General features: G+C 44.2%; 18 protein-coding genes and 1 tRNA gene. 10 read left to right on the top strand and 9 right to left on the bottom strand.

Features of this window, described 5'->3' with window-relative positions:
* Nucleotides 1-25: 25 nt before the first annotated feature.
* Together JEZ96_RS05210 and JEZ96_RS05205 are read right to left on the bottom strand one after the other, a co-directional pair.
* Nucleotides 26-1,093 (bottom strand): general secretion pathway protein GspB, encoded by a 1,068-nt coding sequence (locus JEZ96_RS05210; RefSeq protein WP_011918873.1) that lies wholly within the window; start codon nt 1,091-1,093, stop codon nt 26-28.
* Nucleotides 1,093-2,772, bottom strand: coding sequence for an ExeA family protein (locus JEZ96_RS05205; RefSeq protein ID WP_061782648.1), 1,680 nt, complete (start codon nt 2,770-2,772; stop codon nt 1,093-1,095). Before JEZ96_RS05205 ends, JEZ96_RS05210 begins: the two co-directional genes overlap by 1 nt.
* A 178-nt stretch (nt 2,773-2,950) precedes the next feature.
* Between JEZ96_RS05205 and JEZ96_RS05200 the strand changes: the two genes are divergently transcribed.
* Both JEZ96_RS05200 and JEZ96_RS05195 read left to right on the top strand, forming a co-directional pair.
* Complete coding sequence (locus JEZ96_RS05200; protein WP_025007370.1) at nt 2,951-4,189, top strand: multifunctional CCA addition/repair protein; 1,239 nt, start codon at nt 2,951-2,953, stop codon at nt 4,187-4,189.
* A gap of 246 nt (nt 4,190-4,435) precedes the next feature.
* A complete protein-coding gene (locus JEZ96_RS05195; RefSeq protein WP_011790319.1) occupies nt 4,436-4,702 on the top strand; it encodes an Lpp/OprI family alanine-zipper lipoprotein in 267 nt (88 codons plus the stop codon).
* A 205-nt stretch (nt 4,703-4,907) separates the two neighbouring features.
* Here JEZ96_RS05195 and JEZ96_RS05190 read toward each other — a convergent pair whose 3' ends face one another.
* From JEZ96_RS05190 to folB, 4 genes are all read right to left on the bottom strand, one after another.
* Nucleotides 4,908-5,765: a putative RNA methyltransferase gene (locus JEZ96_RS05190; RefSeq protein WP_011918870.1), complete on the bottom strand. Its 858-nt coding sequence runs from the start codon at nt 5,763-5,765 to the stop codon at nt 4,908-4,910.
* A gap of 84 nt (nt 5,766-5,849) precedes the next feature.
* Nucleotides 5,850-6,650, bottom strand: coding sequence for an undecaprenyl-diphosphate phosphatase (locus JEZ96_RS05185; protein ID WP_011790321.1), 801 nt, complete (start codon nt 6,648-6,650; stop codon nt 5,850-5,852).
* A gap of 18 nt (nt 6,651-6,668) precedes the next feature.
* Nucleotides 6,669-7,172: a 2-amino-4-hydroxy-6-hydroxymethyldihydropteridine diphosphokinase gene (folK, locus tag JEZ96_RS05180; protein ID WP_011790322.1), complete on the bottom strand. Its 504-nt coding sequence runs from the start codon at nt 7,170-7,172 to the stop codon at nt 6,669-6,671.
* Nucleotides 7,173-7,256: 84 nt separating this feature from the next.
* Nucleotides 7,257-7,607 (bottom strand): dihydroneopterin aldolase, encoded by a 351-nt coding sequence (folB, locus tag JEZ96_RS05175; RefSeq protein WP_011790323.1) that lies wholly within the window; start codon nt 7,605-7,607, stop codon nt 7,257-7,259.
* A gap of 268 nt (nt 7,608-7,875) precedes the next feature.
* Between folB and plsY the strand changes: the two genes are divergently transcribed.
* Nucleotides 7,876-8,487 (top strand): glycerol-3-phosphate 1-O-acyltransferase PlsY, encoded by a 612-nt coding sequence (plsY, locus tag JEZ96_RS05170; protein WP_011790324.1) that lies wholly within the window; start codon nt 7,876-7,878, stop codon nt 8,485-8,487.
* Nucleotides 8,488-8,565: 78 nt separating this feature from the next.
* On the opposite strand, the gene tsaD is transcribed toward plsY, so the two are convergent.
* The gene (gene tsaD, locus JEZ96_RS05165) at nt 8,566-9,582 is read right to left on the bottom strand and encodes a tRNA (adenosine(37)-N6)-threonylcarbamoyltransferase complex transferase subunit TsaD (RefSeq protein WP_011790325.1); all 1,017 of its coding nucleotides are present in this window, start codon (nt 9,580-9,582) and stop codon (nt 8,566-8,568) included.
* Nucleotides 9,583-9,800: 218 nt separating this feature from the next.
* Here tsaD and rpsU point away from each other — a divergent pair, with 218 nt between their 5' ends.
* From rpsU to JEZ96_RS05140, 5 genes are all read left to right on the top strand, one after another.
* Nucleotides 9,801-10,016: a 30S ribosomal protein S21 gene (gene rpsU, locus JEZ96_RS05160; RefSeq protein WP_006080725.1), complete on the top strand. Its 216-nt coding sequence runs from the start codon at nt 9,801-9,803 to the stop codon at nt 10,014-10,016.
* Nucleotides 10,017-10,022: 6 nt separating this feature from the next.
* Nucleotides 10,023-10,466, top strand: coding sequence for a GatB/YqeY domain-containing protein (locus tag JEZ96_RS05155; RefSeq protein WP_011918869.1), 444 nt, complete (start codon nt 10,023-10,025; stop codon nt 10,464-10,466).
* An 83-nt stretch (nt 10,467-10,549) separates the two neighbouring features.
* Nucleotides 10,550-12,274 (top strand): DNA primase, encoded by a 1,725-nt coding sequence (gene dnaG, locus JEZ96_RS05150; protein WP_014610095.1) that lies wholly within the window; start codon nt 10,550-10,552, stop codon nt 12,272-12,274.
* A 139-nt stretch (nt 12,275-12,413) separates the two neighbouring features.
* A complete protein-coding gene (rpoD, locus tag JEZ96_RS05145; protein ID WP_014610094.1) occupies nt 12,414-14,255 on the top strand; it encodes an RNA polymerase sigma factor RpoD in 1,842 nt (613 codons plus the stop codon).
* 275 nt (nt 14,256-14,530) lie between these two features.
* Nucleotides 14,531-14,607: transfer RNA gene (locus tag JEZ96_RS05140), tRNA-Ile, on the top strand.
* A gap of 148 nt (nt 14,608-14,755) precedes the next feature.
* Here JEZ96_RS05140 and JEZ96_RS05135 read toward each other — a convergent pair.
* Complete coding sequence (locus JEZ96_RS05135; protein ID WP_011790329.1) at nt 14,756-16,876, bottom strand: methyl-accepting chemotaxis protein; 2,121 nt, start codon at nt 16,874-16,876, stop codon at nt 14,756-14,758.
* Between the two features lie 346 nt (nt 16,877-17,222).
* Between JEZ96_RS05135 and JEZ96_RS05130 the strand changes: the two genes are divergently transcribed.
* Nucleotides 17,223-18,776 carry a peptide MFS transporter gene (locus JEZ96_RS05130; protein WP_128090150.1) on the top strand — a complete coding sequence of 518 codons (1,554 nt, stop codon included), beginning with the start codon at nt 17,223-17,225 and terminating at the stop codon, nt 18,774-18,776.
* 523 nt (nt 18,777-19,299) lie between these two features.
* A complete protein-coding gene (locus JEZ96_RS05125) occupies nt 19,300-20,307 on the top strand; it encodes an LLM class flavin-dependent oxidoreductase (RefSeq protein ID WP_014610091.1) in 1,008 nt (335 codons plus the stop codon).
* A gap of 146 nt (nt 20,308-20,453) precedes the next feature.
* Here JEZ96_RS05125 and gabT read toward each other — a convergent pair whose 3' ends face one another.
* Nucleotides 20,454-21,731, bottom strand: coding sequence for a 4-aminobutyrate--2-oxoglutarate transaminase (gene gabT / locus JEZ96_RS05120; RefSeq protein ID WP_061782646.1), 1,278 nt, complete (start codon nt 21,729-21,731; stop codon nt 20,454-20,456).
* Between the last annotated feature and the right edge of the window lie 17 nt (nt 21,732-21,748).

The following is a 21,748-nucleotide window of genomic DNA, read 5'->3' as shown; positions in this document are numbered from 1 at the left end:
CGCCTTTTGTTTTATTCAAATTAGGTCAAATTGCTGGCACCTTAAATTGCGTTCCTTGAATTTCTAACACCACATCCCTTGGACGAATAGAAATGATTGTCAGTTTTCCACTAATCTTATCGCCTTCCTGCAATTCCGCGCCGTCCACATTTAACCAGCGTTTGTTAGGATCAGTAGAATAGACATGAGCAACGATATTAAATTCAGGAACTTGTAGCTGTAACCCCGCTGGTAACTGACCATATTTAGGGATGTCATCGCTCTCTTGTTTGGGGATAGGATCTAACTTAGGTTGAGTTACGGGAGTTTTTGCCGAATTACCATATTCAACCTTTTTCAGCGCATCTTGAAATGTAGAAACTAATTTATCATCCTCACGACTTTGGTTCGTCTCCAACCCAACATCGACGGCTGCCGCGCTCACCTGTTGGCGTAATGCCTCAAGCTGTGCCAATCCCTGACGATTCGGATTAGCACCTAATATAATCGGCTCTTGCTCTGGCATCTCTTGATATTCAGGCTGTTCAAATTGATTTAACACATTGCTTTCGTCAGTATTGAGTTGTTGTACTGTGCGAGTGTTAGCATCAACCTGCGCCGAGGTTGCAAGATAGTCATCATAGCTTGGATCACGCTGCGGATTGTTTACATATCCAGTTGTCACAGCTAAAACTTGCCCTGCCTGCATATTGCCGACTTGCGGTAACTCTTGTGTCCTTGGCAACGCGACTTTGCCCGCTAAGCGGACTCCGCTCGAATTCGCATCAACAATTTGACTCTCCGTTACTTCAGTGGCTGATGCAGTTTGTGGTGGATTTACGGGCGACAAATTAGCTGCTGGAGCATTTTGCTTTATAGGTGTTGCGAGTCCTGCCATTACAGATAACGACTTCTCACTTTGCTCTAACACACTTACCCCCCAAGCAATCCCTACCCCAATAGCAACTGCCAACGCTAATAGCGATAGCTTAACCAGAGGGATACTGGCTTTACGGGACTCAGGATAATTTGTCCGTGGTGTTAACACGGCATCAGGTAAAGGAGATAACTGTTGTTGCTTATTACGCGTTACCGCATCGAGTAGAATGGACATTAGCCATGTGCTCCATTATCGGTTAAACGCGGGCCTTGCTCACTTAAATACAAATTCAGTCTCACTAATGTTTGGTTGCCAGCAATACCATCAGCTTTCAAGCCATGTTGGCTTTGAAAAGCTTTGAGATCATTTTCTAATTTAAGATCAAAGTGCGTTACCCTTCTCGCATTACGATTACTCACATGGGCAAGCGCATTTTCCAACCACTGAAGTTGTCCTACGCTCGACTTCTGGCTGATCTCCATCATAGGTAGGCTAGGTGCCTGCCATAAAATCTCAAAGGTACCGCTAAAATGTTGATTAAACCATGCCCTATCAACCCACAGTTGCTGCTCACCCAATTGCATAAGTAATTGTTCACCATCAACAGCAAGCACTGCACCGTAAAAATCCTGTTGATTATCATCTACTAAATATACTACTGCAGGATAATTTAACCGTGTAAGGGACATCCAATTTCCCTGTTGTTGATAACAGGAAAGCCCTTGTTCAATGGCTGATTGGCAGGCTGTTAGCCCTTTAAAAGGCACTTTCCCCCAAACACTGAACAATCCAGCAAAGGCAGTATCAATTTGACGACTTTGGTTTATTGCCTCATTTAAGACTCGTTGGCTGGGATCAGGTTTTACGATTGTAGCTTGGGTACTCGGTTGTTTGATTAAAGCCTGAGTTAACTGGGTTTCACTATTTACATCTTTTATGTCTTGAGCAGCAATACTAACATTTTGAGAAAGTTGACTATCTGCGGTGGAAGCTTGAACGCTCATAGTGCTTTGATTGAGGGTAAACAACCAATAGGATACGCCAAAGGCAATGGCGAGAGTCACAACAATAGCCGTTGGCCAGAGGTATGGATTCTGTTGTTTTTCTTCCTCACCTAATACTTCAGCCGCAGCTTGCCTCACCATACGATGATCAATTGGCACTCGGGATTGTGCATAACCAGCCATTAACGCACGTTCACAGAGCAAGTTAATTAGGCGTGGAATCCCCCCGCTATATTTCTGTAATACCTTAATCGCTTTACGGGTAAACAGTGGTTCAAATCGTCCCGCGACCTGTAAGCGGTGTAACACATAAAGTGCAATTTCATCTTCATTTAGCGGTAATAAATGATAACGAGCAGTAATTCGCTGTGCCAGCTGTCGTAATTCTTGACGTTTTAGTAACAATTGCAGCTCAGGTTGACCAATCAAAATCACCTGCAATAATTTTTTGGTATCTGTCTCCAGATTTGTGAGCAACCGTAATTGTTCTAACACTTCAGGTCGTAGGTGCTGAGCCTCATCAATAATGAGTACCGTGTTACGACCTTTCTCATGGTTCGCGAGTAAAAAATGGCTTAAATGATCGGTCAACTGCTTAAGTGTTGGATTTTCTCCATAACGGATCTTCAACTCATCGCAAAGAGTGGCAAGTAACTCCAATTCAGTCAGTGAGGGATTCAGGATAAATGCAGTATCGGTATTATCGGGCAATTGCCCAAGCAAACAACGAGACACCGTTGTTTTACCCGTCCCCACTTCACCTGTTAACAGCACAAAACCACCGGTTTCACCCAAACCGTAGGTAAGATGTGCTAGGGCTTCTCGGTGCCTATCACTCAAAAATAAATAATGGGGATTGGGTGCAATTGAAAAAGGGTTATCGCTGAGTCCATAAAAGGCCTTGTACATACCACCAATCATCCTTATCAAAAAATAACGCTCACGTTAAAGCGTCCTAGTGTACTTGTCAAAACATCTGCAACATCAATGTGACATCTAAATGTTAGATAAATTTCTGGGTTAGATTCATCCCTGCCCGCTACGGGCATGTTAAGCTACTACTATGACACATAGGCGAAGTAAATCCGTGAAAATATACTTAGTCGGCGGCGCTGTACGTGACAGCCTGCTCAATCTCCCCATTAAAGATAAAGACTATATGGTGGTTGGCGCGACACCAGAGCAAATGCTACAACTGGGTTACCGCCAAGTGGGTAAAGATTTTCCCGTATTCCTACACCCAATAACACAGCAAGAATATGCACTCGCCCGTACTGAACGTAAAGTTGGGTTAGGCTATGGTGGTTTTAGTTGCTATGCCAGTCCCGATGTCACACTTGAGCAAGACTTGCTCAGACGAGATCTGACTATCAATGCAATTGCACAAGATGAAGAAGGCAACCTACATGATCCTTTCAATGGTATTGGAGATCTTAACGCTCGCCTCTTGCGCCATGTCTCCGATGCATTTATTGAAGATCCACTCAGAGTATTACGTGTTGCAAGATTTGCCGCGCGGTTTCATCACTTAGGCTTTCAAATAGCTGACAGCACACTTCAGCTTATGCAGCAGATCGCCCAAAGTGGAGAGTTAAACGCCTTAACACCTGAACGAGTCTGGCAGGAAGTTGATAAAACCTTAAGTGGTTCAAACCCCGAGGTTTTTTTTGAGGTATTACGTCAATGTGGCGCACTGAAAGTACTTTTCCCAGAACTTGATGCCTTATTTGGTATCCCACAACCCGAAAAATGGCATCCAGAAATCGATACAGGCCTGCACACCTTGATGGTACTCGCCCAAGCCGCAATACTCACGCAGGATAAAGCCGTTCGTTTTGCAGCACTCGTTCACGACCTAGGGAAGGCGATCACGCCCATAGAACATTTACCTAAACATCATGGCCACGGACAAAAAGGATTACCAATAATCAAAGCTCTGTGTGAACGTTTACGTATTCCGAATGAGTTCAGAGATCTTGCATTAATTGTCAGTGATCAACATCAAAATGTGCATCAAGCCTTCAAACTCAGACCAGAAACAATTATCAAGATATTTGATAAAGCCGATTTTTGGCGCAAACCTGAACGTCTAAAACAACTCGTACAGGCCTGTATTGCAGATATGCGCGGTCGTACAGGATTTGAACATCAGGATTACCCGCAAGGTGAATACTTTAGCCAATGCTTTGCAGTCGCGAGTAATGTCAATATTAAGGCAATTATTCAAGCGGGCTTTAAAGGGGAGGAAATAAAGCAAATCCTCCACATGCATAGAATCGATGCCGTTGGTCAGTTAAAACGTGATAAACAAAATGCAGTGGATTAGAACGCACAGTCAAAAAGTAATAATTTTGTAAATACAGTACCGTTTTACGGTAAACTCGGAGCCATTTTTCACTCAAAAATGATGATATAACCAATAAAAAACCCTTTTAAAAAAAATTTATATGTCTATAGTGGATAAACCCATTAATATTCGTAGCAAATTAAAATAGCTATGTCATAATTAGGCAGTTTCGATTACAAAGTGACGAAACATTCAAATCCAACCTATTTTAAGGGATTTTTTACAATGAACAAAAAAGTACTGATGATTGCTGGTTTAGCAATGACTGCCCTACTAGGTGGTTGTGCAAACACTACTGCTCTGGAAGAAAGCGTTGCTACTCTGGGCAACAAAGTTGATCAATTGTCAGCTGATGTCGGCTCTCTGAAATCTGAGCAAAGCAAATTGTCTGCAGACGTTAAAGATGCTAAAGCAGCAGCTATGGACGCACAAGCAGAAGCTAAGCGTGCTAACGACCGTCTAGACAACGTTGCTACTCGTTACAAAAAGTAATGATAAGTAATTAACCTATAATTTAATAGGTTAGCATAAAAGGCTTGTGAGTGATGAAAGCGAATAGCCCATCTATCCAAGCCTTTTTTTATATCTATTCTTTAAGTGATTTCATTTGTAACAGCTTAACACCTGCAACCTAGAAACCAGTGTTATTGGTAAGCATACTGTACAGACTCTGCATTTTTCCCTTACATTTTTATTATTATGTACAACTCACTTGTGCCTCTCCGCTTAAGCATTTTCGCGCTAATACTAATATAAAATCAATTTCAAGGGACTCAAAATAATTGGATTGGATATTATGTTTCATCCTATCCGTTGCCCGCCAAGCATAGGGGGTCATATCCAGTAATGTTAAAGCCTGCTCACCCGTCACTGACAAGGTAAAATGCAGGGTTTGAGTTTCTATTATCAATAATCCAGACGGCAAATTTATTTGCACCGTCTTTTCGGCTAAATCAGGATAGATATATTCTTTCAATTGCCATAAATGTCTAGCTCCCGGCAACACTAACAACATGAGCCCATCTTCTTTGAGCACACGCACAGACTCCTTACCCTTAAGCGGTTTATCTATCACTGTAATAACATCAATACAATTGTCGCTAAAAGGTAATACTTTGGAGGTACTCAAACATAAGATCCCTGGTGTTTGTGCCTTAGCAGCAGAAAATATTGTATTTTCAGCATCTGCAACGCCCACGTATTGAATCGTTAATCCCTTTGCAATATCAGTCAACTTGGATGATAAAGCGCGTAAATAGAAACCTTCAGCACACTCATAATCCAACAAACTTATATCATCTTGCAATGAACCGACGAGCATTTCGGCCATTTTATCAATTAACGGCGCAAAAATACCTGACTCTAACAGAAAGCGTTTAGCCCGCACCTGCTGACGAGAATCGCCTGTTGGCTTTTGTCTTTGCGGCTTAGTAAAAACCCAATAGCCTTGTTCACTTTTATCGAAATGATGTTTATTTGTACAGTGAAAACCCTGCGATGATTGATGCTGCTGTAATGACAGACCACATGTCGGACATTGAAATTTAAGACTCATGGTTAGCTCCAAAAAAGGGCAATACTTAAAAATGTAAAAATCGGGTACTTAGACCCGATTCTTCAAAAGGTTCGCAAAAAGAAATTACAGAAATATAAATCCACATAACACCGCGCCAAGTATAAGGCGGTAAATAACGAAAGGTGTCATCCCCATGCGACTGATTATTTTTAAGAAATAATGAATACAAAGGTATGCGGCAACAAAAGAGACCAAAGTTCCTAAAGTAAGCGCCTGATAATCAATAGGAAGTGAACTTTCAGATAGATCTTTACCCACTAAAATGGCTGCGCCTAAACTCACAGGAACAGACATTAAGAATGAAAATCGGGCGGCAGCATCACGACTTAAACCCAGCATGAGCGCAGCAGTCATTGTAGCGCCAGAGCGTGAAGTTCCAGGAATTAATGCCAGTGCCTGTGCAAAACCAATCAATAATGCCTTACGCCATCCGGTTTGATAAACAGTTAAATCTTGATGTGACATCTTATCTGCCCACCAAAGCAATAAGCCAAAAACGATAGTGGTAACAGCAATCACTTCAGCACTGCGTAGATGCGTTTCAATAAAATCTTTTGCCATAAAACCAAAAAAAACTGCAGGTAGTGTTGCAAGAATTATCCACCAAGCCAGTTTACTGTCATCTGACTGTTTACCTTTAAAAATACTGGCAATCCAAGCTGTAAACATGTTCCACAATTCATGTCTAAAATAAATCACCACCGCAAGTAACGAGCCAGTGTTTACAGCCACATCAAAGGATAATCCTTGATCTTCCCAGCCTAACAGCTCAGCGGGTAAAATTAAGTGTGCAGAACTTGATATAGGAAGAAACTCAGTTAACCCTTGAATTAACGCTAAAATAATTACCTGAAACGTATCCATGACAACCTTATCAATAAATTAAAACGTCAGCCCACAGGGCCATTCAAACGTCACAGGCCAAAGTCGCTGTGAATCTTTGTCGTAGTCATTCCACAATTTTGCATAGGTTTGGTGGACTAAGGGGTGAACGAGATTTGGAGCTAACTCCGCTAACGGCCACAATACAAAAGCGTTATTAACTATCTCGGCCCGGGGTAACACCACTGGAATTTGACATACAATGTCATCATAAAGTAACAAATCTAAATCTAATGTTCTTGGGCTGAACTTCTTTGCACCAACAAGACGGCCGTGATTTTGCTCGATTTGCTTAAACTGCGCAACTACCGTAGCAATATTCAAATCGGTTTCAGCGCTTGCCACCATATTTAAAAAATTTGTGCCACTAAACCCAACCGCTTCACTCTCATACATAGAAGAAAGCCTGAGTGGACCAAAGCATTCTCTGAGTGACTGTAACCCTGCCTGCAAATGCTGAACGGGCTCAATATTACTACCTAAACTAATGTAAATACGTGCCATGCTGTTGTCCGAACCGTCTTTAAACGACTATACACTCGTCACTATTATTCATTGAACATTACTACATAGACGCAGTAATAAACGTTAACGTGAACGCTCAATTTCAACGCCAACAGAAGCTGCTGTAGCAACTGCACCGGGTTTCATCACCACCACTTTGACCCAAACCACGTTAAACTCGCTAATTAAACAGTCGGCAACACGTTCTGCAACGGTTTCAATAAGTTCAATGGGTCGCTCGGTAATAAGCTGAGTAATCCGTGTAGACACTGTTTCATAACAGAGCGCAAACTGATAATCATCACTTGCAGCGGCGGGTTTGTTATCCCAAGCCATATCTAAATCTAAAAATAAGCTCTGTTGGATTGTCTTCTCCCAATCATAGACACCAATCACAGTATCGACTCGTAATTGTCTTATAAGTACCTTATCCATATTGTCTCCAACTAACCTATTACTAAGAGGTCTGATAAGCTAAGCGTGATTGAGTCGGTATAATTCGCAATATTCTGAGAGATAACTAATTTACTTTCTACTCGAGCCAATCCGAAGTAGGATAACCTCCTAAAAGGATTTGTTCGTTCAGAAATGCTATCTACTTTCGACTGCGGAGTTATCGCTTTAGCCCATGACTGAATATACAAGCCAAACAGGCTTTTAAATTGTTGCGCGATAATACCTTAAGACGCGTAAGGAAACCAATGTGAGTCAATTAACACTGACACTTTTGATGATTGTGTCCGCCTATTTGGCAGGTTCTATCTCAAGTGCTGTGCTGGTCTGTAGGATGAGAGGTCTACCCGATCCAAGATCCGAAGGTTCGGGGAACCCTGGAGCGACGAATGTACTGCGGATCGGCGGTGCCAGTTCGGCCGCCATGGTGCTATTTTTTGATATGCTTAAAGGTGCGCTGCCCACTTATCTTGCTTATTTAATGGGTATCGATGCCATTTCCCTTGGGCTGATTGCCATTGCGGCATGTCTTGGTCATATCTATCCCATTTTTTTTGGTTTTAAAGGGGGAAAAGGAGTCGCAACAGCCTTTGGAGCCATGGCACCGATTGGCGATGATCTTGCTATCTGCCTTATGGCTTCATGGGTAGTGTTATTGCTAATCAGTCGCTACTCATCCCTCGCCGCTATTATTACGGCCTTACTAGCTCCTCTTTATACTTGGTGGTTAGACGAACGATTTACCATTCCCGTTGCCATGCTATCGACGCTTATCATTATTCGTCATAAAGACAATATCCAACGGCTACTTAAAGGTGAAGAGTCAAAGGTATCGCGTAAAAAACGTCCTAAAAATCCTTAATCAACATCGTAAATTTATCAACGAAAACTGCGCCTTAAGCGCAGTTTTTATCGACTATAAGATGTTTAATTAAAATGATTAGAACAGCGGTGGCAAAGTGTCTAGCGGCCACCTTGGTTGACCTTTTACCGCAAGATCTTCACGCTGCCCAGCCTTTAAACGCTGCAACCCTGCATAGGCAATCATTGCACCATTGTCGGTGCAAAACTCTCCTCTAGGATAATAAACTTTCCCACCAATTGAAGTCATCACTTCAGCTAGCGTTGCCCGTAAACGGGTATTGGCACTGACACCACCGGCGATCACTAAACGGTTATAGCCTGTTAGCTTTAAGGCTCTGCGGCACTTAATTGCTAAAGTATCAACCACCGCTTCTTCAAAGGCGCGAGCGATATTGGCGCGGGTCTGCTCATCATCAGGCTCTGCGGCTATCGTATTTGCCGTAAATGTCTTTAGGCCTGAAAAGCTAAAATCCAGACCAGGCCTATCCGTCATTGGACGGGGAAACTGATAGCCAGCGGGAACTCCTGTAGCGGCTAACTTAGCAAGTCTTGGGCCTCCTGGATAATCTAAGCCCATCAATTTAGCCGTTTTGTCAAAAGCTTCACCTGCAGCATCATCCACAGACTCACCTAAGACTTCATAAAGGCCAATGCCATCGACTTTAACCAGCATGGAATGGCCACCTGAAACCAACAAGGCAACAAAGGGAAACTCAGGTGCATCCTCTTCAAGCATAGGTGCGAGCAGATGCCCTTCCATATGGTGCACACCAATAGCAGGCTTATTCCAAGCAAAAGCAAGCGAACGCCCAACGCAAGCTCCAACTAAGAGCGCACCAATTAAACCGGGGCCTTTAGTGTAAGCAATACCATCTAAATCGGCGATTTTAGTATCAGCATTTTTTAAGGCTTGGCGAATAAGCGGCACAATTTTACGAACATGGTCGCGGGAGGCTAACTCAGGCACCACACCACCGTAATCTGCATGCAACTTCACTTGACTATATAGAGCATGGGATAACAACCCTAGCTTATCGTCATAGACGGCAATACCTGTCTCATCACAGGATGTTTCAATACCTAAAACCCGCATGGTGCCTCATCAAAAATAACCAAAGGGCGCTAATTCTACCTGCATGTCAATAATTACTCCAGCCATAGAGGCCTTATCTTACCCAGCAACCCAAAAGCTGAACTCAGTATTAGGGCTTTACAAGCCCTATGGTCTCGGTATAAAATTCCGCACCATTTTAAATAGACTTGGTTCGAGCAATTGAACCAGAACAACCTACACCTAAGGGGTGATGGCGTATGCCAATTATTAAAGTACGTGAAAACGAACCATTCGACGTAGCTCTACGTCGTTTCAAGCGCTCTTGTGAAAAAGCAGGTATTTTAGCTGACGTGCGTGCTCGTGAATTCTACGAGAAGCCAACTACTGCACGTAAGCGCGCAAAAGCGGCTGCAGTTAAACGTTTAGCTAAAAAGCTTTCTCGCGAAAACGCACGTCGCGTACGTTTATACTAATCTCTTATGAGCCTAATTGATCAGCTAAAAGACCATATGAAACAAGCCATGATCGCCAAAGAGAAGGTGAGATTGGGTACTATTCGTATGGCATTAGCCGCCATCAAACAGATTGAAGTGGATACCCGCGAATCTCTGACTGATGAGCAGGTTATAGCGGTCTTAACCAAAATGGTGAAACAACGTCGCGATTCGATTGCTCAATTTGAAGCAGCGGGACGTAACGAGTTGGCCGAAGCGGAAGCAGCAGAGATTCAAGTTATTGAAACTTTCCTGCCAACTCCCCTCTCAGAGGCGGAAATCGCAGCGTTCATTGATGCAGCTATTGTTGAAATGGGTGCATCCTCCATGGCGGATATGGGCAAAGTAATGGGAGCATTAAAACCTAAAGTTCAAGGACGTGCAGACATGGGCGCTATCGGCGCTATGATCCGCGCAAAATTGCAATAATTAGCGTTTCAATGTATGAACAAGCCGTGCCTATGCGCGGCTTGTTTGTTTAAATTCGCTTTAGGCGAGATTTTAAGCACTTAATGGCAATACCTCGTGATTTTATCAATGAGCTGATCGCTCGCACCGACATAGTCGAGCTAATCGATCGTAAGGTGCCCTTGAAAAAGGCGGGTAAGAACTACTCTGCCTGTTGCCCTTTTCATAGCGAAAAATCACCTTCTTTCACCGTTAGCCGGGATAAACAGTTCTATCATTGCTTTGGCTGCGGTGCCCATGGCAATGCTATCGATTTTGTAATGGAATACGATCGACTCGATTTTATTGATGCCATAGAAGATCTGGCTGGACAACTTGGCTTAGAAGTCCCAAGAGAACAAGGTACCGGCAAACGCCATGATGATGGTTTAAGCCGAGACTTATACCAATTAATGGAAGAAGCGAGCCGCTACTTTCAAAACCAGCTTAGACAACACCAAGATAAACAAAAAGTTATCGATTACCTCGCCTATCGCGGCTTATCCGATGATGTAGTAGAACATTTTGGTATTGGCTTTGCACCCGATGGCTGGGACGGTTTATTGGGACGCTATCGTCAGAATCAAGATGCGCAGGATAAGTTACTGACCGCTGGCATGTTAATAGCCAACGACAATGGCAAGCGTTACGACCGATTTCGCGATCGTCTTATGTTCCCGATCCGAGATAGGCGTGGGCGAGTTATTGGTTTTGGTGGCAGAGTTTTAGGTGATGGCACCCCAAAATACTTGAATTCGCCAGAAACGCCCATATTTCATAAGGGCAATGAACTCTATGGTTTATACGAGCTAAAACAGCGCCATCGCGATCCAGATAAAGTGCTGATTGTTGAAGGCTATATGGATGTGGTCGCATTGGCGCAATTTGGCGTCGATTATGCGGTCGCCTCATTAGGCACTTCGACCACAGCAGAGCAATTTCAGTTATTACTGCGCAGTGCTAAAGAAGTGGTCTGCTGTTACGACGGTGACCGAGCAGGTACAGAAGCCGCATGGCGCGCCTTAGAGACCGCATTGCCGCTATTAAAACCGGGGGATCAAGTCCGATTTATGTTCCTGCCTCAGGCCGAAGATCCTGATTCTATGGTGCGTAAAATTGGTAAAGAAGCATTTGAAACCTTAATGGGCAGTGCAATAGCACTACCCGAGTTTCTATTTGATACCTTAGCGACTAAATATGGTACTGATAAAAGTAATTTAGCGAAACAAGCCTTTATTTTGATTGAGAAGATTCAAGATACTGTGCTGCAAAACTTACTGCTTGAGAACTTAGCTCACAAGCTGGGTATGAATAGCTCTGAAGATATGAAAAAAAAGCTAGGTTTTAGTGTCAAACAAACTAAAACAGTAGCAAAACAAGGATTAAAAGGACGTGGTACACCATTGCGCCTCGCCATCGCACTGTTAGTACAACATCCTCAGCTGGGACTGGGTTTACCCCCACAACCCGCACTTAACCATCTGCAGATGCCAGGCATTGATTTGCTGCCACTGCTGTTGGATTTAACTCGAGAGCAAAGGTTAAACAGCGCACAACTACTTGAACAATTCAGAGACAATCCCCACAGTGGGGCGCTCCATAAATTGGCCCAATGGGACCATCAAGTGGCGGATGAAAACCTGCTCGAAAAGTTTAAACAAACCCTAGTTTGGTTGAACAATCAATATATTGAACAACGATACCAGGAATTGAGTCTCAAACAGACTCATACTAAAGAAGAAAAGATACAGCTACAGAAGCTGATCTCAGTCATGAAAGGATTAAACTGAGGCAAAAATGTCCTCATTCACTATCCCAGTGACTAGCACAGATATGTGCACACGGCTATAATTGACGATTTGCGCGGCACTTAAGCTTATTTAGCTAATTGTCCGTCGTTGTAACAGTTTCCCAACTTGGATGATATCTATGGATCATACTCCGCAGTCGCAACTCAAGCTGTTGCTTGCCAAAGGTAAAGAGCAAGGTTACTTAACCTATGCAGAAGTGAACGATCACTTACCTGCAGACATGGTCGATTCTGACCAGATCGAAGATATTATCCAGATGATAAATGACATGGGTATTCGGGTATTTGAAGAAGCTCCCGATGCCGATGACATGATGATGTCGGAAGACAACACAGACGAAGATGCAGCAGAAGAAGCCGCGGCCGCCCTAGCCACAGTTGAAAGTGAGCTTGGCCGCACAACGGATCCAGTACGCATGTATATGCGTGAAATGGGTACGGTTGAGCTTCTGACTCGTGAAGGCGAAATTGTGATCGCCAAACGCATTGAAGAAGGCATTAATACCGTTCAAAGCTCTGTCGCCGAATACCCACAAGCGATCGCGATGATCCTTGAACAATTCGACCAATTTGAAGCCGATGAACTGCGCCTGTCTGATATTATCTCTGGATTTGTCAACCCGGATGAAGAAGACGTAGCACCCACTGCAACACATATTGGCTCTGAACTGTCAGATGAAGACCTCGATGATGAGGACGATGAAGATGAAGACGATGAAGACGCAGATGAAGAAGATGATGCCAACAAAGGCCCAGATCCTGAAGAAGCCCGCGAACGCTTTAGTCAACTAAGAGCCGCCTATGAAAATGCGCTGAAAATCATCGAAGCTAAAGGACGTGAACATCCTGAGTCTGTCAAAGCGCTTTTTGAAATCGGTGAAATCTTCAAAGAATTCCGTTTAGTCCCTAAACAATTCGATCGTTTAGTGAAAAGCATGCGTTCTATGATGGATCGCGTACGCGTACAAGAACGCTTGGCGATGAAGCTTTGTGTTGAACAAGCTAAAATGCCAAAGAAAAACTTTGTGAAGTTTTTCACTGGAAATGAAACTAATCTCGATTGGTTCCATGCAGAAAAAGCTTCAAACAAACCTTATGCCGAAGGCCTAAGAATGGTTGAGGAAGACGTACTACGTTGCCGTAGCAAGCTTGCCGCCGTTGAAGAAGAAACCGGCTTAGCTATTTCAGCAATCAAAGATATCAACCGTCGCATGTCAATTGGTGAAGCTAAAGCACGCCGTGCGAAGAAAGAAATGGTTGAGGCCAACTTACGTCTGGTTATTTCTATCGCGAAGAAATACACCAACCGCGGTCTGCAATTCTTAGATCTTATCCAAGAAGGTAATATCGGCTTGATGAAAGCCGTGGATAAGTTCGAATACCGTCGTGGTTACAAGTTCTCGACGTATGCCACTTGGTGGATCCGTCAGGCGATTACCCGTTCTATCGCTGACCAAGCGCGTACCATCCGTATTCCGGTGCACATGATTGAAACGATCAACAAGCTAAACCGTATTTCTCGTCAAATGCTACAGGAAATGGGCCGTGAGCCGTCCCCTGAAGAACTGGCAGAACGTATGATGATGCCGGAAGACAAGATCCGTAAAGTGCTTAAAATCGCTAAAGAACCTATCTCCATGGAAACCCCTATTGGTGACGATGAAGATTCGCATTTAGGTGATTTTATCGAGGATACCACCCTCGAATTACCGCTTGATAGCGCCACCAGCGAAAGTTTGAAGAGTGCAACCCATGAAGTGCTCGCAGGCTTAACAGCCCGTGAAGCCAAAGTATTGCGCATGCGTTTTGGTATTGATATGAACACTGACCACACGCTTGAAGAGGTGGGTAAACAGTTTGACGTTACCCGTGAACGTATTCGTCAAATTGAAGCTAAAGCATTACGTAAGTTACGCCACCCTTCACGTTCAGAGATCTTGAAATCTTTCTTAGATGAATAGATAACCAGTCTGACAAACAAGCCCTGCCCTGTGCAGGGCTTTTTATTACATAACCATATGTCGTTAAAATATAGATTAAAAACAAGCAAATATTCACTGTATTGACTGATATGATCGCGATTTAAAGCCTGATTGACCTCTAATACTCATCTGATCTGATTAACAGATAACCAATTGAATCAATTGCGTGAATTTCACCCTAAAACACGGGTGACAAGCGCAAATAAGCTTAGTATACTTCCACCCGCTTTAGGTAATGACGATTACCTTAAGTCGGCCCCTTAGCTCAGTTGGTTAGAGCACACGACTCATAATCGTTAGGTCCACGGTTCAAGTCCGTGAGGGGCCACCACCCAATTCAACAAAAAAGCCCATTAATTCAATGGGCTTTTTTGTATCTAAATATTATCTCACGCCAGAAAAGCAACCCTTCGACCGATGCTTAACGATCAACACATATCAAAGGGTCTACTGCTATTCAAAGAGTCCTCTATAAATACCTAGGTTTTTAACTTACCTAACTGTTCATGCTGTTGTTTCACTAAGTCAGCTAAGACCACACTGCTTTGCTGTGCTTCGCCCGCAAGGCGGGCAAGCTCGGATGCTGAATCTGAGATCCCTGTGATATTTCGGTTTACTTCTTCCGTGACAGCACTTTGCTCTTCTGCAGCGGCAGCAATATGGGTGATCTGTCCTGATATTTCTTCGATTTGGCTGACCATTGAGTTTAGTGAAGCAAGCGCCTGTTCAGTTTGCAATACTGCCATTTGTGCGCGCTCAGCACCTTTATCTATAATACCCGATGCACTATGTACTTCTTTTTGCAGTGCATCAATAAGCACACTGATATCATCAGTTGAGCTTTGCGTCTTAGATGCTAATGCCCTAACCTCGTCAGCAACAACCGCAAAACCTCGGCCTTGCTCCCCAGCTCTCGCTGCCTCAATCGCTGCGTTTAAAGCGAGTAAATTAGTTTGTGCCGCAATAGAGCTAATGACCTCAAGGATACGGCTGATATTTGTGCTGCTTTCGGCCACTTTACTCACAGCCATTTTGGCTTGCATAGACTCCTGCGACATGGTTGCCACAAAATCCATCGCCTTAGTTAAACTCTCTTCACTTAAGCGAATATTACGTGACATAGCCTCGGTTTCAGATGCCGTTTGCTCCGAAGCTTTAGCGACTTCAAGCGCCGTGGCACTCATTTCGTTAACGGCTGTCACCACACTCTCAATTTCACCATACTGGCGATGGACACTATCACGGGTCAATTGGGCAATTTGAGCCGATGATTGACTCTCTTGCTGGGTGCGACTTGCAAGAATTTTTAACTCAGCAATAAGATTTTTTAACTTATAGATAAAGGAGTTAAATCCTTTGCCTAATGCAATAAGCTCTGCGTGCGCATCCACCTCAATCGATTGAGTCAAATCACCTTCAGCACTGGCTAAATGTTCAACACGACCTTGGATCATTTTCAGTGGAGAGATAATGCTACGAATGACAAGGCTGATTGTGATTACTGAAACCACAGAAACCACTAATCCCACAATCAACAGTAAACTACCAAGAGAAGTAGCCATTTCATCCATATTTTTATCTAGTTCAATTGACGCTTTAAAGGCTTGTGCCTTAGGTACTTGAATGACAAGTGACCATTCCGCGTTAGCTAGGGGAATTTTGATAGGATAAGCAACGATAATTTCATCGTCATTCATTATGTACTTAGTATTTTTATGGAGCGAAATAATTTGTGCCGCCAGTGTAGGATCAATTGATTCTGATAAAGGTCGGGCCTTCTTACTATAATGACTCGCAGCCACAACTAAACCTCGATGACTCAATAAGGTCACCTTAGCTTGCCCGTCGTAAAGGCTTCTAGATAAAGTGTCAATCAAAGACTGGAATACGGGTAAATTAACGTCAACACCAACGACCCCGATAAACTGTTTATGCTTAAGCACAGGGACAGTGAGTGATGTCATTAACATATTATTACCAGGAGTAATTTCGTATAAATAGGGCTCCATCAAACACGGTTTTAAGGTTTCTTTAGCACAGAGGTACCATTCTGCATCACGGATCCCAAACTCGTTCACGGTAGTGAGGTATTTTTCTGATGAATCATCGACTTGTTGATGAACAACGCTACCATCATCATTACGAGTATAATAAATTTCTAACACGCCAGATGAAGCAACACTGTGACTTATCGACACATTTAAAAACTCACTATCCAGCCCATCATATCCATTAGGTTCAAATTGAGCATACATGGAAGATGTTTGTGCATTTTTCTTCAAAACAGCAGCAACTGAAAGTTCTAAGCGATCACGCTTTAACGGTAACTCCTCAGCAGTACTTTCAAGCATTCCCGCAAAAGAATAGGGAATACGATAAGACTCATTAATAAAGCCCGCGACCATTGCCCCATACTCCCCTGCGCGCGCTTCCAGCTTATCGCGAGTTTCATTCTGAAGGGATGTTTGTACTTGGTCAGATAATTGAGAATTTTGCTCTGATAAGGTCCACCAGAGACTCAGGGACAAGATAGCAACAATTGATAAAAACAACGCAGATGTGATCCATAACAACTTAGTACTGATGGACAAATGCTTCATCGAGTAAACTCCCAAGAAAACGACTGTAGGGTAATAATTTTGATCTGATTAATTTTTATATTGGCTTACCTGCCTTAAAAATAGCACTCCATATAGGTATTACCAGTGATCAAGATAGATATTTGTTAACCATAAGTAAAATATTTGAGGGGCAACCGCCTAATAATGCGGCAAAGCTCGATAAGCTTCGTTAAATCTGCTCCCTCTATTTATTAATCTCAACTTAAAATACATAAATTGATTTGTAACAAAGTCTTTTATGCCGCTTAGCACCATTGGTTTGCAATCCTTATCGCCTTATACTCTTGCCCTCAAACACAAAACAACAAAAATGGAAGCAAGCTATATGACTCTTGGTACCAATCAGGTAAGCAAGACACATTCATTTATGACTGTGTCTCTTATTGAATTATGGGAACGCTTTGGTTATTACGGCATGCAAGCGCTGATTGTCTACTTTATGGTGCAGCGCCTTGGCTTTGATGACTCACGTGCAAACTTAGTCTGGAGTGCTTGTGCGGCACTCATTTATGTATCACCGGCCATCGGCGGTTGGGTTGGGGATAAGATCCTCGGCACAAAACGCACTATGCTGCTCGGTGCAGGGATCCTCTCTCTAGGGTATGCGCTAATGGCCGTACCCACTGAAAATACGTGGTTTATGTTCTCTGCGCTCGGCGTGATTGTGGTCGGTAACGGCCTATTCAAACCGAATGCGGGCAACTTAGTTCGTAAAATCTATGAAGGTGACGATTCTAAAATCGACAGTGCTTTTACCATCTATTATATGGCGGTAAACGTAGGTTCAACCTTCTCCATGTTACTCACGCCTTGGATTAAAGATTACGTTAACGCCCAGTATGGCAACGAATTTGGCTGGCATGCAGCCTTTGCCGTATGCTGTGTAGGCTTACTTGTCGGTTTAGGTAACTATGCGCTTATGCATAAGAGCCTAGCAAACTATGGATCTGAGCCTGATACGCGCCCTGTCAACAAGAAGAACCTTGCGATTGTATTAATACTCTCAGCACTTTCCGTGGTCGCATCGGCGATTATTCTTGAATATGAAGATGTTGCCCGTGTATTCGTTTATGCCGCGGGTGTGGCTGTGTTAGGGATTTTCTTCCATTTGATTCGAACCAGTGAACCAAGTGAGCGCGCTGGACTTATCGCGGCGCTTATTCTCACGGTGCAAACGGTATTCTTCTTTATCTTCTATCAACAAATGTCAACGTCACTTGCCCTCTTTGCGCTACGTAACGTCGATTGGGATTTCCAAGTTTTTGGTACTCATTTATGGACTTGGTCTCCAGCACAGTTCCAAGCACTTAACCCAATCTGGATCATGGTGTTAAGCCCTGTTCTGGCGTGGAGTTATTCGTGGGCAGGTCGCAATGATAAAGACTTTTCTATCGCGGCGAAATTTGCACTTGGTTTTGCCGTAGTGGCGATTGGCTTCTTTATCTATGGTTTTGCAGGTCAATTTGCCGTCAATGGTAAAACCTCCTCGTGGATCATGATCTGGGGTTGTGCCTCTTACTCCCTAGGCGAACTGCTCGTGAGCGGCTTAGGTCTTGCGATGATTGCTCGCTATGTACCTGCACGCATGGGAGGCTTTATGATGGGCGCCTATTTTGTGGCATCAGGCATTTCACAATATTTAGGTGGGGTTGTCGCCAACTTTGCCAGTGTGCCACAGGATTTAGTCGATCCACTGCAAACCTTACCTGTGTATACTAGTCTATTCAACAAATTAGGGATTGCAGCCGTGGTTTGTACCTTTATCGCCTTAGCCGTATTGCCGCTAATGCGTCGCCTAACGGACAGCCACCATTCACATAATGTGATTGATGATGACAGTGCCGCTGCATCACTGCGCGATGTAAAAGCCGAGCAGTAATGCTTAACTGGCGATAGCCAGTGATCTTTACATAACATCAACTGCCGATAGCCCTGCTATCGGCAGTTTTTTATCACCTCATTCAACATCGTTTATACCCTTATATTGCTACTCATAACCAAATGAGCTTTAGCAAAAGTCATGCAATCCCACTGTGACTGGCTTAGCGCTGAGTTGCTGAGAATAAGAACTTCAGTTCCACATTATCACCCTACACACGCGGATGACTTCAGCCCCTCGATTTGTTACAAAGCGAATACACACTCAGTTTAATGGCGCAGCTCAAGTGCAAACTCACATTGAATAACGAATGAAATAACCAAAGGGAAAGTGTTATCCGTTAAAGCTTGAGAAGTCGTGTCGTTAGCCCCATATCAATAACACTGAATACCTTTTATTCATCAAGACTGAGCCGTTAACGCTTTTTCTTAGCAATGAGCCTAGCAATGCAACGAACAATACGTCTAACACAGTTAGCACCTCTTGTTGTCGCTAGCAAAAACGGCAGTCACTTGGAGACACTATGTCACAACAGACATCAATATTGGCCGATATTCCCTTCTCGCTATTGGAACTCGCGCCCATGCGCCAAGGATCAACCGTGGGTGAAACGCTGCACAACAGTTTGCAGTATGCCAAGGAAGCCGACCGGCTCGGCTTTAATCGTTTCTGGTTTGCCGAACACCACAATATGCCCGGTATCGCCAGCTCGGCAACCTCGGTATTAATTGGCTATATAGCGGGCAATACCGAGCGTATTCGCGTCGGTGCGGGTGGGATTATGCTGCCAAACCATGCGCCGTTAGTGGTCGCCGAACAGTTCGGCACCCTTGAAAGCTTATATCCTGGTCGAATCGATTTAGGACTAGGGCGTGCGCCCGGCAGCGATCAAATTACCAGCCGAGCACTGAACCGTGATAGCAATCGCGCCGAACAATTCCCTGAAGAAGTCAGTGAATTACAAACTCTACTTGGCCCTTACAATGGTCGCCATGCGGTGCGAGCGATTCCCGGAGAAGGCACTAATGTACCCATTTGGTTATTGGGCTCGAGTCTTTTTAGCGCACAGTTAGCGGCGCAGCGCGGCTTACCCTATGTGTTTGCGGGCCACTTTGCACCACGTTTTCTCTACGATGCGATTGAAATCTATCGCCGCGACTTTAAACCTTCTCAAGTGCTGGATAAACCCTATGTGATGCTCGGCTTGCCGTTAGTTGCCGCCGATACAGATGAAGAGGCCCAATATTTGGGCACGACCTCAAAACAGCGCGTACTGGCACTTATCCGTGGTCACGAGTTATGGCTAAAGCCACCGGTTGACACTATGGATGGCTTATGGAGTGCGCAAGAAGAAACCTATATCGATAACTTCTTAGGTTTATCTGTTACTGGTGGCCCAGCGACAATTAAGCATCGTTTGGAAATGATCGTAAAAGAACTCGGCGTGAATGAGTTTATCTTCACCAATGACTTGTATGATCTTGATAAACGTAAGAAAGCACTGCAGATCCTAATGGAGATTAAACAGTAGCGATTCATTTAACTGATGAGTGCTGAAAGTCACTGGCAGTAAAAACAGCCAATTTCAAAACAATCGCCCCCTAATAAAAATCCCGCCGAAGCGGGATTTTCATTGAGCAATAACTGTCATCTAAACCTTTTTATATCAAAGCGATATTAGCTTTTCAGTACAGCATCGAAACTGGCTTTAAGAATACCAAGACCCGCATCAATTTGTGAATCCGGCGCCGTTAATGGCACCAAAATACGCAGCACATTACCGTAAGTGCCGCAGGACAATAAAATCAATCCACGGTCACGGGCATCACTCAACACTTGCGCGCAATAGTGCGGCGCGGGTTTACCTTCTTCAATCAGTTCGATGGCGATCATGGCACCTAAACCACGCACGTCGGCGATTTGTGCATGTTCGACCTGCATCATATTCAGTGCAGACTTAATACGCTCGCCTATAGCATTGGCGCGGTCTAACAGCTTTTCTTCTTCGAACACTTCAATAACAGCAAGTGCTGCGGCGCAGGCTAACGGATTGCCGCCATAGGTGCCACCTAAGCCTCCGGGGCCAACTGCATCCATCACCTCGGCGCGACCAGTAATGCCTGAAAGTGGGAAACCACCCGCTATGGATTTAGCAAAAGTAGTGATATCCGCACTCACGCCCATTTGCTCCATGGCAAAGAAAGTGCCGGTACGGCCAGCCCCCGTTTGCACTTCATCGGCGATAAGCATTATGCCTTCACGGTCGCATAGTGCCCGCAGGCGCTGCATAAAAGCGGGCGATGCGGCGTAAAAACCTCCCTCACCCTGCACAGGTTCGAGAATAATTGCGGCAATATCACTTGGCTCGGCATCATTTTTAAAGATACGTTCAATCGAGGCCATGGCATCATCATCGGACACGCCGTGCATCTCGCACGGGAACTCGGCGCGGAACACATTCGCCGACATCAGCCCCATACCTTTACTGTAAGGCGCGACTTTTCCGGTCAATGCCAAGGCTGCGATAGTGCGACCATGGTAACCAGAGGTGAACGCAATCACGCCAGCACGTTTAGTGTAGGCGCGAGCCACTTTAACCGCGTTTTCAACCGCTTCTGAGCCGCTGGTGAATAATGCCGTCTTCTTAGCAAAATCCCCTGGCACTAAGTGATTAAGTTTTTCACACACTTGGATATAGCTCTCGTAACCGAGCACCATAAAACAGGTATGGGAGAAATTATCGAGTTGAGCAGCAACCGCCGCCTTAACCTTAGGGTGAAGATGACCCGTATTGAGCACGGCAATGCCGCCCGCAAAATCGATAAACTCGCGACCTTCAACATCCCATACGGTCGCATTTTCGGCGCGCGCAGTAAAAATAGGGTGTATTTGCCCGACACCACCCGCAACCGCGGCTTGGCGACGTGCCATCAATGAATCATTGGTTGTTGTCATTTAGTGTTCCTCACTCG

The sequence above is a fragment of the Shewanella putrefaciens genome, assembly GCF_016406325.1.
In the GTDB taxonomy this organism is placed as follows: Bacteria; Pseudomonadota; Gammaproteobacteria; order Enterobacterales; family Shewanellaceae; genus Shewanella; species Shewanella putrefaciens.
Note: the sequence above shows the minus strand (reverse complement) of the source record. Positions and strands in the feature narration are given on the sequence as shown.